The organism is Bacillus nitroreducens (assembly GCF_964021195.1).
Window position 1 is genome coordinate 1,718,619 of sequence record NZ_CAXHYI020000003.1, and the last position, 14,473, is coordinate 1,733,091.

Annotated in this window: 13 protein-coding genes; all 13 read left to right on the forward strand. The window is 37.2% G+C overall.

Features of this window, described 5'->3' with window-relative positions:
• Window positions 1-77: 77 nt before the first annotated feature.
• Complete coding sequence (locus ACWPVE_RS11965) at window positions 78-485, forward strand: VOC family protein (RefSeq protein WP_453993603.1); 408 nt, start codon at window positions 78-80, stop codon at window positions 483-485.
• A gap of 200 nt (window positions 486-685) precedes the next feature.
• Complete coding sequence (locus ACWPVE_RS11970; RefSeq protein ID WP_453993605.1) at window positions 686-895, forward strand: hypothetical protein; 210 nt, start codon at window positions 686-688, stop codon at window positions 893-895.
• 150 nt (window positions 896-1,045) lie between these two features.
• On the forward strand, window positions 1,046-1,255 hold the full coding sequence (locus tag ACWPVE_RS11975) for a helix-turn-helix transcriptional regulator (RefSeq protein ID WP_453993607.1): 210 nt from the start codon (window positions 1,046-1,048) through the stop codon (window positions 1,253-1,255).
• Window positions 1,252-1,683 carry a hypothetical protein gene (locus ACWPVE_RS11980; protein WP_453993609.1) on the forward strand — a complete coding sequence of 144 codons (432 nt, stop codon included), beginning with the start codon at window positions 1,252-1,254 and terminating at the stop codon, window positions 1,681-1,683. Before ACWPVE_RS11975 ends, ACWPVE_RS11980 begins: the two co-directional genes overlap by 4 nt.
• Before the next feature lie 408 nt (window positions 1,684-2,091).
• A complete protein-coding gene (locus tag ACWPVE_RS11985; protein ID WP_453993611.1) occupies window positions 2,092-3,258 on the forward strand; it encodes a pyridoxal-phosphate-dependent aminotransferase family protein in 1,167 nt (388 codons plus the stop codon).
• 169 nt (window positions 3,259-3,427) lie between these two features.
• Window positions 3,428-5,338, forward strand: coding sequence for a sigma 54-interacting transcriptional regulator (locus tag ACWPVE_RS11990; RefSeq protein WP_453993613.1), 1,911 nt, complete (start codon window positions 3,428-3,430; stop codon window positions 5,336-5,338).
• Between the two features lie 4 nt (window positions 5,339-5,342).
• Window positions 5,343-6,779, forward strand: a complete 1,437-nt coding sequence (locus tag ACWPVE_RS11995; RefSeq protein ID WP_453993615.1) for an FAD-binding oxidoreductase — start codon at window positions 5,343-5,345, stop codon at window positions 6,777-6,779.
• 47 nt (window positions 6,780-6,826) lie between these two features.
• Window positions 6,827-8,185, forward strand: a complete 1,359-nt coding sequence (locus tag ACWPVE_RS12000; RefSeq protein WP_453997492.1) for a (Fe-S)-binding protein — start codon at window positions 6,827-6,829, stop codon at window positions 8,183-8,185.
• Window positions 8,186-8,321: 136 nt separating this feature from the next.
• Window positions 8,322-9,608, forward strand: a complete 1,287-nt coding sequence (locus tag ACWPVE_RS12005) for an SLC13 family permease (RefSeq protein WP_453993617.1) — start codon at window positions 8,322-8,324, stop codon at window positions 9,606-9,608.
• 457 nt (window positions 9,609-10,065) lie between these two features.
• A complete protein-coding gene (locus ACWPVE_RS12010; RefSeq protein ID WP_453993619.1) occupies window positions 10,066-10,821 on the forward strand; it encodes an IclR family transcriptional regulator in 756 nt (251 codons plus the stop codon).
• Window positions 10,822-11,061: 240 nt separating this feature from the next.
• Entirely contained in the window at window positions 11,062-11,883 is an 822-nt protein-coding gene (locus ACWPVE_RS12015; RefSeq protein WP_453993621.1) for a transketolase, read from the forward strand.
• Window position 11,884: 1 nt separating this feature from the next.
• Window positions 11,885-12,832 carry a transketolase family protein gene (locus ACWPVE_RS12020; protein WP_453993623.1) on the forward strand — a complete coding sequence of 316 codons (948 nt, stop codon included), beginning with the start codon at window positions 11,885-11,887 and terminating at the stop codon, window positions 12,830-12,832.
• Between the two features lie 194 nt (window positions 12,833-13,026).
• Window positions 13,027-14,469, forward strand: coding sequence for a four-carbon acid sugar kinase family protein (locus ACWPVE_RS12025; protein ID WP_453993625.1), 1,443 nt, complete (start codon window positions 13,027-13,029; stop codon window positions 14,467-14,469).
• Window positions 14,470-14,473: the final 4 nt, after the last annotated feature.

A 14,473-nucleotide genomic window follows, 5' to 3' on the forward strand; every position in this document is an offset into this window, starting at 1 on the left:
GTATGTTTGACTTCATGCTAGTGAAATGCTAAAATTAAGGCATTGAATAAACAATTTATATTAGGAGTGAGTTTTTTATGGCTTTAAATCCATACTTAATTTTTAATGGGAATACTCGTGAGGTTGTTGAATTTTACGCAAAAGTGTTCAAAACAGAAGAACCTACATTCATGACTTTTGGGTCTGTGCACTCTGAAGAAGAACTACCTCCTGGGGCAAAAGATTTAATTATGCATACATACCTAGAAATAGCAGGAACCAAATTAATGTTTTCAGATAACTATCCAGGAATGGAATTTCGTGAAGGTAACAACTTTACACTAGCATATGTAAGTAGTGATGAGGCAGCAATGAAAGAAGCTTTTGAAAAGTTAAAAGAAGGCGGTACTGTACAGATGGAGTTACAAGAAGTACCTTGGAGCAAAATGTACGGAAGCTTGACAGATAAGTACAATATCCAATGGCAATTTAGTCATGAAGCCTAACAACCATTGACCATCTTAATCCATAGATTCTACTGTTAACACTTCTGGAGTTCTGATTAGGCAGAGAGCTTAGCAGAGCGGAATAATTCGCTTCCTATTTATTTGTCCAATAGCACATGCTATAATAAGTGGCTTAATGAATATTAGAATGAATGCGAAGGAACATTGAGCATTAGGAAGAATATATGGGGTGTATGAATTTGAATAAAAGATGGACAATCGGTAAAATAAAAGAATTTGTTGAACAAAATTCGGAAAGTAAGTTGCTCACAACAGAATTTCACGGGTTTTCACAGAAGTTATTATTTAAATGCGCATGTGGTAACAATTTCGAGAAGACATTTACAAAATTTAAAAATAATCACCAACGTAAATGTGACGTGTGTCAACCTCCGAAAACTTCACGCTAACAGAATATCAAAATAAGTGCCAACAATAGTTGGTGCTTTTTTTATTCTTTCGAATTATAAAAGAAAATATATTAACGATTATGATGTAACATATATATTGCATAATGGAATATATATGTTACAATTATTGATGAGGAGGGATACAACCATTTGGAGAATAAAGTGAAGATTGCTCGCATTGAAGCTGGTTTAACCCAGCAGCAATTAGCAGAACAAATCGGAGTAACCAGACAAACCATAAGTTTAATTGAAAAAGGCAAGTATAACCCAACTTTGAAGCTGTGTATTGATATTTGTAATGCCGTTCATAAAACATTGGATGACCTATTTTGGATTGAAAAGGAGAGTGGGAACAATTGAAAAAGATTAAAGATGAGCGTTTAATATTAAAAAACCTTCAAAACATCCGTATCGCGTACATTGTTCAAACAATGGGTATCCTTGGGATTCTAGGGTATGATTTGATCACCAAAGGAATGGAAGGAATGAGACAAAATCCACTATGGATGGTATTCATGGTTACGGTCATCGTTTCTGTCTATCTCTCTATGAACATAAGTATTGACCATGAAAGTGATGAGAAGTCTCCGAAGAAAGGAACCATATTGTCCCTTATTATCTTAACTGCTATTTCATTCATTATAGGGATTGCAGTGAATTTTACTGAAGGATTTGGGATGACTGATGGATTCATATTGGGTGGTATTATATTTATATGTGGACTTGTCCCCATCCTTTATATTCATCATTTGAGAACAAAACGCCAAGAAGAAAACCTAGATGAATAGACACAAAAGACGCTCAGACTGTTGACAAACGCTCGCATACTTTGTTGCTAGCCTCACTCGTCCGCACAGGAAGGCAACTTCTATTCGCGTCTTCGGTCGGTTGCGCGCCTTGTCTGATAGGCGTTTTCAAGACCAGTCTGGGAAAGTGAATCTTACTAATGTTTTCTACACTCAAAGACGCCTAGTGATGACTAAGCGTCTTTATTTTTTTGCAGTGTTAATAAACATGATGGTTACATAGAAGAACTGTTTCATTAGTGGAACACCCCCTTCAGTAAATGTTTCAAATTGAAACATGAAACACTTATAAAAAAATACGAAATTGTGTAAAATAGGGATTTTCTAATTTGGCACACTTCTTGCACATAGAATTAGTGACAATGAAAAATATTGAAAGGGTGAACACCATTGTTTAAAGAAAAAATGGATTTAAGATTACCTGGACCAGTTCAAGTTCCAAAAGAAATTCAAATTGCGATGCTAAATAGCTTCGACCATCCAATGATGGATTATAGAAACCCAAGCTTTCAGGAAATATTGTTAGAAACGGTTGAAAAATCAAAAATGATTTTTCAAACAAAGAATTTAGTGGTTCCGCTTACCTCTAGTGGGGCATCTGCACTAGAAACAGCCATTATCAATACAGTAGGTCCAAATGATACGATCATTTTGTGTGTAGTAGGATATTTTGGAGAGTATCTACAAGGAATAACTGATCATATTGGATGTAAAGTTGTTCGTGTAGAGGCAGAATGGGGCGATATCGTCGATCCAGAAGATGTTCGAAAAGCATTAAAAGATAATCCTGAAGCAAAAGCAGTATTTGCGACTCATTGTGAAACATCTACTTCTGCTATCAATAATATTAAAGAAATTGCTGCAGTAGTTGGTGAAACAGATGCCATTTTCTTAGTTGATGCAGTTAGCTCAATAGTTGGGACTCCATTATACATGGATGAGTGGGGAATTGATATTGTAGCAACAGGCGGACAAAAAGCACTAATGTTACCACCTGGATTGGCTTTAATTACAATGAGTGACAAAGCATGGGATGTGATTAATAAGCATCAATGTCCATCTTTTTACTTTGACCTAAAGTTATATAAAAAAGGACTTGATTCAGGAGTGGGTACACCTTATACACCAAATATTGCTTTAGTTAATGGACTCCTTGAAGCCATTAAGATGATTGAAAGAGGCGGTGGAATGGAGAATGAGTATAAGCGTCATGCAGCTCTTAGAGATATGACCCGTGCAGGTGCTCGTGCTCTAGGACTTGAATTACTCGTTGACGATTCTGCTGCTAGCCCTACTTTAACAGCGGTAAAATTGGACAATGCAGATGAATTTAGAAAAATGATGCGTGAAGAATTCCATATCGCTTTAGGTGGAGGATTAGGAAAATTGAAGAATAAAATTCTACGACTTGGTCATATGGGATATACAGATGCGGCTGATATGTTAAAAATGTTTGCTGCAATGGAATTAGCATTAAAGAAAAGTGGGCATGAAGTAGAATTAGGTTCGAGTGTCTCTGCTGCTCAAAAACATTGGTTGGAGAACCCTAATTGCTAACCTAACCCTTTTATATTTTTCACAATGTATCTAAAAAGATTAAGAGATTAATAGACTAAGTTAGAACGATTTTTCGGACTTTATCCAACTTTCTGAAAAAACATATTGCAATCTCATACATTGTAAATCAAAATAAAAATTACCATTTAATAAACAAGAGGTGATTTACGTGTCTGAGATAGCTATTCTAGCACCAATTGATGAAATTATGGATGTTGCAAAGAAAGCTTGTATCAAAATTGGAAAAGAGATTCCAATAATTAAAAAGGTCACACTAGAAGATGCTATTTCTGTTTCTAAGGAGCTTGAAACAAATGGGACCGAAGTCATTATTAGCCGTGGAACAATTGGCATGAAAATAAGTCAATCCGATATAAAAATACCTGTCGTTCAAATTCCAATTACAGGATATGATTTGTTGCGGAGCATAACAGAAGCAAGAAAACTGGGTGGAAGGATTGGAATTGCAGATGTTCCAGATGTTCTTCAGGGAATTGAAGTCATTGAATCATCCCTGGGAATAACAATAGAAAAAATCCCAGTTCATTCTATAGATGAAGTTGCTCTTAGTGTTGAAAGCCTCTTAAAAAAGAAGATTGATGTCCTAATTGGAAAAAGTGTCTATGTCGATAATTGTAAAACAGACGCTGTAAAAACGGTTGTTTTATCCTCGGGTATAGAGTCTATCATTCAAGCCATCAATGAAGCGGAAACTTTAATAGAGGTTCGTCGTGCTGAGCTTAAACGGACGAAACAATTACAAACGATTCTAGACGTGATAGGCGAAGGTGTCATCGCAGTAGATGAAAATGGATTCATTACGGCATTCAATCCTTCTGCTTTAAAAATTTTAAAAATTCAAAGTAAAGAAATTATTGGTATGCATATTGAGGATATCCTTTCTGATTCACATATCAGCAAGGTAATCTCAACTGGGAATGAGGAACTAAATAAAATACTAGAAATAAACGGTGTTCAAATCATCACCAGCCATGTACCAATCAGGCACGAAGAAAATATATTTGGTGCTGTTTGTACATTTCAAGAACTGACGAAGCTACAGCAACAAGAACAAGAAATTCGTAAAAAGCTACTGCATCGAGGACATATTACGAAATATCACTTAAACAACATTGTTGGTAAAAGTAAATCCTATCAAGCTGTAATCGAAAAAGCAAAAAAGTATTCACAGGTTGATTCAACCGTATTGTTAACGGGTGAAACAGGTGTGGGAAAAGAAGTTTTCTCCCAACTGATTCATAGTTTAAGCAACCGTTCAGATGGTCCATTCGTTGCAGTTAACTGTGCGGCCATACCGAAAAATTTAATTGAAAGTGAATTATTTGGTTATGTAGAAGGGGCATTTACAGGTGCCAGGAAAGGTGGAAAAGCAGGGTTATTTGAACTTGCCCATCAGGGAACGATTTTTCTAGATGAAATAGGTGAATTAGAAGAATCTGTTCAAGCACAGCTATTAAGAGTGTTACAAGAAGGAGAGGTCATGCGTATCGGAGATGAAAGGGTCATCCCGATCAACATTAGAGTGATTGCAGCCTCAAATCGAAATTTTGAGAAAATGGTAAAAAATGGAGAGTTCCGAGAGGATTTATATTACCGCTTGAACATACTCGATATTATGATTCCGCCTCTTCGAGAGAGAGTGGAGGATATTCCATTACTATGTAAAAGTTTTATCTCAGAGCTAAAACAAAAAATTAATCCAGAGATTATTGGTTTTACTTCAAAAGCAATGGAACTATTGCAAAAATATCAATGGCCAGGGAATATTAGACAACTTCGAAATATTGTTGAAAGATGTATGATACTTTCGCCACATCAGATGATTCAAGTAGAGACCGTGCTCGATGCTGGTGGTAAAGACTTTGAAAATATAATAATAAAGAAGACCAACCAGCAACTTGAAGATCATCAGGGAAAAGATAAACTCGTTGAATATCAAAGAGACTATGTGTTAGACGTGTTAAAGCAAGTGAACGGTAATAAAACAGAAGCAGCTAAAATACTTGGAATTGGAAGGACGACCTTATGGCGAATGCTAAATAACCAGAAAAGGAGATGAGCTTATGGCAGAAACAATGACAGCCCCTCCAATAGATACGAAAGTAATAACTAGATTAAAAGAAATATTTGGGGAAGATCGTGTACTCACTAGTAATACTGACATGATCACCTATTCATACGATGCTTCTTTTGAAACACAATTAAATCCCCGCAAACCTCAAGTAGCGGTTATTGCTAAATCAACGGAAGAAGTAAGTCAATGCGTAAAATTGGCGAATGAATATAAGATTCCAGTGTATCCTAGAGGTGCTGCAACTGGCCAGACAGGAGGAGCGGTATCAACTAAAGGTGGAATTATGCTTGACCTTTCTAAGATGAATCGGATTTTAGAAATTGATAATCGGAATATGCAGGCAATTATTGAACCAGGGGTTGTACAAAATGACTTGAATACGGCATTGAAATCATTTGGGCTTCAATTCCCACCAGATCCTGGTAGTGCCAATATGTGTACAATTGGGGGCATGGTTTCGAATAACTCAAGTGGTCTACGTGCAGTGAAGTATGGTGTGACTAGGCATTATGTTCTAGGGATGGAGGTTGTACTTCCGACAGGAGATGTTATTGTAACAGGTGGTGCAAAATCAAAAGCATTAAAATCAGTTTCTGGCTATGATTTAGCCCATTTATTGATTGGTTCTGAAGGTACACTTGGAATTGTGACGAAATTACGATTAAAGCTTATCCCATTACCTGTCACGAGAGGAATTGTCCTTTGCTCCTTTGATCGCTTAGAACAGGCTGGAGAAGCGGTGAACGCTGTATTTTCTTCTGGATTACAGCCATCGGCCATTGAAATCATGGATTATAACTGTACAAAGGCTGTCAATATGATGAAGCCAGAATTGAATTTACCAATAGATAATGAAGCCATTCTCGTTTTTGAAGTAGATGGTGCTAAGGAGGAAGTAACCTCCCAGGTAAATCGTCTCAAGAAGGTTGTTGAGAAATATTCAAGTTATCTCCAGTTTAGTGATGAACCAGATGAATGTGAAAAACTGTGGCAGGCAAGGAAATTGGTTGGAGCTGCAGTAGGTCTCTTAAAACCTGGCGGATTCAGGGTGTATGCAGGTGAAGATATTTGTGTGCCAATTTCTAGGTTACCAGAGACACTACGAGAGATTCATAATATAGCAGATCGTTATGGAATTGTTTGTGGTATCTATGGGCATGTTGGAGATGGAAATATGCATACTGGGCCTGTCGTCAATAGTAGTAACGAAGTAGAGATGGAAAATGTTCAGAAAATGGCGGAAGAAATCCATCAACTTGCTATAAAAATGGAAGGGACAACAACTGCTGAGCATGGTGTTGGTATGGTTCGAGCTAAATATATGGATGTAGAACATGGTCCTGCCATGGAAGTGATGCGAGCCATAAAAAGAACCCTTGACCCTAATAATATATTAAATCCAGGGAAGATGGCTCTGCCAAACTAGAGAATGAGGTGAAAACTGTGAAAGTACTGACTCCAGAACAATCCATGATGACTTGTGTACGATGCGGTGCTTGCCGAGGTGTATGTCCCACACTAAATATTACGGGGCGTGAAGCGGATGGGCCAAGGGGTAGGGTAGCCATGGCGCGAAGCCTACTAACTGGTGAAATCTCCGTCAACCAAGAGATAAAAGATCAGATGGACAGATGTTTATTATGTTCAGCCTGTGTGGATGCCTGTCCAATGGACGTTCAAATTCCAGACATTGTCATGTTAGCTAAGGAACGGATTGCTGCAGCTACTGAGACTGTTGAACAACCAAAAGAAAAGCCTATCAATAATAAGGAGAATACGATTAAGATTGATACAACCCAAAATGATATTAAAAAGACACCAGCACCAATTCGAAGTGCAAAAGACTTTTTATTCGATAAAGTACTAGCTGATCAAAAGAACCTGAATCGAGTTGGAAATTTACTGTGGATGTATCAAAATAGTGGTCTTCAAAAAGTGGCCAGAGGTTTGGGAATCATGAAACTTTTCCCAGAACAAATGAGACAAATGGAACGAATCTTGCCTGAGGTGCTACCACCTTCAAAGCGGAAGGCGCATGCTGCCTATACTTCGAGAGAGAATACAAATAAAGAATCAAAAGGGCGGGTGGCATTTTTCCAAGGATGTATCATGGATGTCGTTTTTAGAGAAACCAATGATAATTCTATTAAACTCCTTTCCAAAGCTGGCTTTGATGTTGTTACACCACAGGATCAAAAATGTTGTGGCGCATTGCACCACCACAGTGGAAAAAAAGATAAAACCATTGAATTAGCAAAGGCCAATATTGAAGCATTTGAAAAAGCGGATGTCGATTATATTATTACAAATGCTGGGGGCTGTGGAGCAGCACTAGTTGATTATACGGACTTTTTCCGTGATGATCCAGTTTGGCTTGAACGAGCAAAAGCATTTTCAAGCAAAATTCGTGATATTAGTGAAATCATTTACGAAAAAGGAGAACTGCCTGAAGCATCTGGAAGAGGAGAAAGAGTTACCTATCAACCTTCTTGTCACCTTCAATATGTCATGAAAGTAAAGGATGCACCAGCGAAACTCGTGAAAGCGGTTACTGATTCGGAGTATGTAGATCTGCCAGATAAGAAATATTGTTGTGGTTCAGCAGGTATCTATAATATGCTTCAGCCAGAACTAGCTAATGAAATATTAGATAAAAAGATGGAAAAAGTGAAGCAAACAGAGTCAGCGGTATTAATTACAGCTAATCCTGGCTGTTATTTACAAATGAAACTTGGAGTTTATAAGGAGGGGATGGAGAATGTAATTGATACGAAACATGTTGTTGACTATTTAGTAGAGTCGATTGAACGAGCTGAAAACCAAACAAATTGATCTTGTAAACGCCATTTATTGTATACAGTATACGACGAACTCTTGTATGTTAATCTTCAGTACTTACTTCTATGTATCATACACAAAAATGTTTGTGAACTTTTTTGATTATTAAAAACTTAGAAGAGGTGTTTAAATGGGGATTGAACTCACTGCCATACTAATACTTTTACTAATGTTCATCATAGGATCGATATTGCCAATCAATATCGGCCTATTGGGCATTGTTGCTGCCTTTTTTATTGGTTCCGTTGTTGCGGGTATGGATGTTAAAGAGATTTTTAATGGCTTTCCTGGTGATTTACTCATTTTACTTGCTGGTGTAACATATTTCTTTGGGATTGTTCAAAAGAATGGAACAATCGACTTAATTATCTCATGGGGGCTAAAGTTGGTAAGGGGAAATGTAGCTCTCATTCCATGGGTAATGTTTGTCCTTGCAACTGTATTAGCTAGTATCGGTACACAGGTTACAACTGTAGCCATTATCCTTGCTCCAATTGCTCTTAGAATTGCAGCTCAATTAAAGATTAACCCTATTTTAATGGGAACACTAGTCGTAACGGGTGGAACTGCGGGGGCTTTCTCACCTGTGAATCTCTTTGGCTTAATTGTAGACGGAGTAATGCAAACAAGTGGAATTCCCCACGACACTGTACTTCTCTATATTAATACACTGTTTTATTGTGTTATCGTTGCTATTATTCTGTTTTTTGCCTTTGGTGGCGTTCAATTAATTAGACGACAATCAAGTGCTAGTACTTTTGCGGCAGCCACGTTAGATCCTACAGCTGACAACCAGGGGCACCCTGAAACTAAACTTACTTTTTACAGGGGTGCGACGCTACTAGGAATCGTAGCTTTACTTGTCCTAGCCATTCAATTTGAAATGCATATGGGAGCTGCGGCCTTCCTAGTTGCCTTAGTACTTGCTTTAATGGCACCTAAACAACAGCCAGAAGTAATGAAATCTGTTCCTTGGTCCGTTATTTTTATGGTAACTGGGATCGTAACTTATGTAAATGTATTAGAGAGCGTAGGCGCAATGGCATATATGCAAGATTTAATTGCAAGCGTTAACAATTCTTCGGTAGCATCGCTATTAGCTTCATATGTTGGCGGAATCATCTCAGCATTTGCATCAACGACTGGTTTCTTAGCGGCAATTATTCCTCTTGTTACGCCTATCCTAGAGGATCCAGCAATTTCGTCAGCAGGTGTTGTGGCAGCAATTTCAATTGCATCAAGTATTGTTGACTTAAGTCCATTCTCAACAAGTGGCGCGGTATTATTAGCAAATGCTCAAGGGATGAAAGAGCGTGAATTCTTCCTTAAGCTTTTAGGCTGTGCTGCAGCATTTGTTATTATCGGACCTGGATTAGCATGGCTAATGTTCGTGGTTATTGGTATGCCTTGGATGTAAGGTTGCACTCTGCCTGAAATTTACAGAATCTTACAAAGATTAATACTTATTTTAGATAGCTTGTATAAAATACCACAGTGATAAAGCTGTGGTATTTTTTATATTTTTCCCTGATTGATAATCTATAAAATTAATTATTTTTCATGATTTTTTTATTCGTTTATCCTATTTAAAAAGCACCTTCCTAAAAGATTAGTTTTTAGTTATCAAAGTTGATTGTAACTGAATAAGATGACTCCACATTCCAGTGAGGAGGCTCAAAAGTTTCAACCTGCATCGGAAATCTACGAAACAGCAGATTGAAATAGCTGTTACACTTCCTTTTGACTATATTTTCTGATAAAATGAGAAACTAAACGGATAAACTTTCATTCTAATATAGATGAAAAAAGATGTTTCTATTGTTTTGTTATGGAGAAACGGAACTTACTTTAGGTTTTAAGCGGAGGGCAAAAAAATGGTTAAGTCAGTGGATAGGGCGTTAAAAATTATTTCATTAGTTAGTCAACGTAAAGATGGGCTGGGTGTTACCGAGTTGGCCTCCTACCTAGATATAAATAAAAGTTCTGCTTTCAGACTATTAAGTACCCTTGTAGAACATGGGTATATTGAACAAAATCCTGAAACCAAAAAATATAGATTAGGCTATATCTATTTAGAACTAAGTTCAATGTTGCTAGAATCGATCGATTTGAGAACTCAAGCGAAGCCATACTTGGAAGAGTTAAAATTACTCACAAACGAAGTGATTCATTTAGTTGTGTATGATCAAGGGAATGTTATCTATATTGAGAAACTTGAAGGTAATGAAACCCTTCGAACACATTCACAAGTAGGTAGACGCGCACCTGTCCATTGTTCAAGTGTAGGAAAGGTGATTTTAGCTTATCTACCAGAAACTGAAACTCTTAATATTATTGAAAAATTTGGTTTACCAAAGCATACAGAGAATACAATTACAGACAAAGAGAGTCTATTAAAAGAGTTGAAAAATATTCGAGACCGTGGCTATGGAACAGAAAATGAAGAGAATGAGCCTGGGATAACCTGTATTGCAGCACCTATTTTTGATCACACCAACAAAATTGCAGCTGCAATTAGTATTTCAGGACCAAGTATTCGGATGACCGAAGAGCGGTTGACCGAAATAAAGCCATATCTCATAGAGGTGGGTAAAAAGATTTCAAGACGACTTGGATGGACAGATAATTAAAGTAAAAGAAATAAGAATAGTAGGGGCTATCACAATTTTGAATATGTGATAGCCTTTTTTATCATGAAAAAAAGTTTTTAAAAAATTAAAAAACAGAAGGATAAAAACACTTGAAATTTTCAAAAAATGGTGATAATATAAAAATCAAACGCAGTTACCTAATAAGCAACGAAAACGCTTATTTTTTTGACAACATTGTGAAACGCTGTTGCTTATTAAGAAACAAAGGAGGAATTCATAGTGCTTTCGAAAGAAAAGATCGAGTTTTACCAAAATCTAACAAAGAGGATTCGTAGGCATATCGTTAGAATGACACATCATGCTGGAAGTGGTCACCCTGGTGGTTCACTATCTGCAACTGAGTTATTATCGGTCCTTTATTTTGATCATATGAATGTAAACCCTATCAATCCAAAATGGCAAGAACGTGATTGCTTCTTCCTTTCAAAAGGACATTGTACACCTGCCTATTATTCTGTATTAGCTGAAATGGGATTCTTTCCTGTAGAAGAGCTTATGACTTTTAGAGATGTAGATGGTAGATTACAAGGTCATCCATGTGGTGAACATATTCCTGGAGTTGACATTTCATCAGGTTCTCTTGGCCAAGGCTTATCTGTAGCAAATGGTGTTGCATTAGCTGCTAAATATGATGGAAGCGATAGAAGAGCCTACGTTATGATCGGTGACGGTGAATTACAGGAAGGTCAAGTATGGGAAGCAGCAATGACTTCGGCACAATTCAACCTTGATAATGTTTGTGCGATTATAGACTGGAACAAAATCCAGCTTGATGATTTTGTAGAAAATATAAAAGGTGTAAAAAACCTTGGTGATAAGTTCAGAGCATTTGGTTGGCACGTGATTGAAATTGATGGTCATGATATCAACGCAGTCAATGAAGCGTATATAGAAGCAAAAGAGACAAAGGGCAAGCCTACTGCAATATTAGCCCATACAGTGAAAGGTAAAGGAATTTCATTTATGGAAAACACCCATGAATGGCATGGATTGGCTCCAAACGATGAGCAGTTAGAAATCGCATTAAAGGAGTTGGTATAAGATGGTAAATCAAGAGGCACCTCGTAAAGGTTATGCAGACGCACTTATTAGACTTGGTCATAAACACGATGATTTAGTAGTTCTTGATGCAGATTGCGCAAAATCAAATATGACAAATTTATTTAAAAATGAATTTCCAGATCGTTTTTTTAATATCGGTATTTCTGAATGTGATTTAGTAGGAACGGCAGCAGGGATGGCAGTAGGTGGAAAGGTACCTTTTGCAAATGCTTATGCGAACTTCCTGACTGGTCGTGCGTTTGACCAGATGCGAGTATCTGTGTGTTATTCAAACAACAATGTGAAAATTGTTGGTCATAACGCTGGAACCTCTGCAGCACAAGAAGGAGCAACACATTTACCGCTTGAAGATATTTCGTTAATGCGTTCACTTCCACGTATGACAGTTATTGTACCAGCAGATGCGGTTGAAATGGAAAAAGCAGTAGAAGCTGCTTACAATCATGAAGGTCCAGTTTACCTACGTGTTGGGAAACTACCTGTTCCAATCGTAACTAAAAAAGATGAACCTTTCGAAATTGGGAAAGCCATTCAATATCGTGAAGGATCTGATCTGACAATTGTAAGTACTGGAATTATGCTTGATGAATCATTAAAAGCTGCAGATGAATTAGAAAGACAGGGAATTACAGTTGACCTTTTACACATCCATACAATTAAACCAATTGATAAAGAAGCCATTATTGCATCTGCTGCGAAAACAAATCATGTGATCACAGTTGAGGAGCATTCCATTATTGGTGGTCTGGGTAGTGCAGTTGCAGAAGTACTAGCAGAAAGCCAACCTGCAAAATTACGCAGAATCGGTACAAATGACCGCTTCGGTGTTTCAGGGAAAATGGATGAATTACTGGATTTCTTCGAACTGAGAGCACACAGAATTATTTCAACTGCAAATGAATTATTAGGCCAAAAAGTAAATAGCTAATTTCTTTCACACTCTTCGAGGGTAGTAACATCCTACCTCAGTATGTAAGGAACAAGAAGAAAAGCAGGAGACCAACTTCTTAGAGGAAAGATTTGAAACGACATGTCTTTGTGACTCACAAACAATCGGTAGGGAAAAAGAAAATCCCTACCGAGGTAAGTTTCACTTAATTGAACTTGAAAGGAGGTTGGCTGTTGTCTCAAGCAACCCATTATCCAAGCTTGAAGGATTTCGAAAATCCTCAGTTCACTAAAGTAGACGAAAGTTTACGAGTGAAGATTAAAAACAGGTTAAAAGAAACAAAACATAAGTTTATTGTTTTAGATGATGATCCAACAGGTGTTCAAACTGTACATGACATTTACGTCATTACGGATTGGGGAAAAGAATGGTTGAAAAAAGGTTTATCTGATGATAGAAGTGTTCTTTACATTTTAACCAACACTCGAAGCTATCAGGAAGAAAAAACCGAAAACATTAACAGAGAAATCATCCAAAACATTGTGGATGTTACACAAGAAATGGGTATTCAATACTCCATTATCAGTAGAAGTGATTCAACTTTAAGGGGCCATTATCCTCTAGAAATTGATGTTCTACAAAATGAATTAATAAAAGCAGCAAACGTTGATATTTCAGGCCATTTGATCGTTCCAGCTTTTTTTGAAGCTAATCGGTACACGTTAAATAATACCCATTATCTAGGAGTCGATGATCAGCTCATACCTGTAAGTGAAACAGAATTTGCGAAAGACTCGGTATTTGGATTCAATACAGCTTATTTACCAGAGTGGATCGAAGAGAAGACAAATGGGGCTGTATCTTCAAAAGACGCATTGTTCATTACGTTGGAAGACATTCATAATGGGGGAATTGAAAGGGTTTACGAGATTTTACTCTCGGCGAGCAATAATGTTCCAATCATTGTGAATGCAAAGTCTTATTATGAGTTAGATGTCGTCTCATTAGCTGTGCTAAGAGCAATAGATTCAGGTAAGCATTTCTTGTTTAGAACAGCAGCGTCTTTTGTAAAATCAATCGCAGGTATCGTTGATAGACCTTATCTATCAGCTACTGAGGTCATTTCAAAAGATGAAAGTCAGTACAATGGTGGATTTATAATTGTAGGTTCCCACACCCAAAAGACAACGGAGCAGATTAACGAACTTATAAAGAAATACCCAATTGAGCAAATTGAAATCAATGTTCAGAAAGTCCTTGATGAAGAAACAAGGGAAGAGGAAATATCACGTGTCTGTCGCTTAGTCGATCAACAGATTTCTTCCAATCACGATACTCTTGTTTATACAAGTAGGGATGTCATTATTGCGAAAGATAAAGAGGCAAATCTAAAAATTAGTCAAACAGTTTCAAGTTCTCTAGTTGAAGTGGTTCGATCGTTAAAAGTAAAGCCGAAGTTCATTATCGCTAAAGGTGGAATCACTTCTAGTGATGTGGCAACTGCTGGTTTAGAGATAAAACATGCAAAGATCTTAGGGCAAGTGATTGCAGGTGTTCCAGTATGGTTGTCTGGAAAAGAAGCTAAATTCCAACATACACCTTATATCGTTTTTCCTGGCAATGTAGGAGAAAAAGATTCAATCGCTCAAATCTTTGAAACTATAAAAAGGGGATAAAAGG

Coding starts and splice junctions, on each gene's coding strand:
- ACWPVE_RS11965 (WP_453993603.1), top strand. CDS start 78: ATGGCTTTAAATCCATACTTAATTTTTAATGGGAATACTCGTGAGGTT.
- ACWPVE_RS11995 (WP_453993615.1), top strand. CDS start 5,343: ATGGCAGAAACAATGACAGCCCCTCCAATAGATACGAAAGTAATAACT.
- ACWPVE_RS12000 (WP_453997492.1), top strand. CDS start 6,827: ATGACTTGTGTACGATGCGGTGCTTGCCGAGGTGTATGTCCCACACTA.
- ACWPVE_RS12005 (WP_453993617.1), top strand. CDS start 8,322: ATGGGGATTGAACTCACTGCCATACTAATACTTTTACTAATGTTCATC.
- ACWPVE_RS12010 (WP_453993619.1), top strand. CDS start 10,066: ATGGTTAAGTCAGTGGATAGGGCGTTAAAAATTATTTCATTAGTTAGT.
- ACWPVE_RS12020 (WP_453993623.1), top strand. CDS start 11,885: ATGGTAAATCAAGAGGCACCTCGTAAAGGTTATGCAGACGCACTTATT.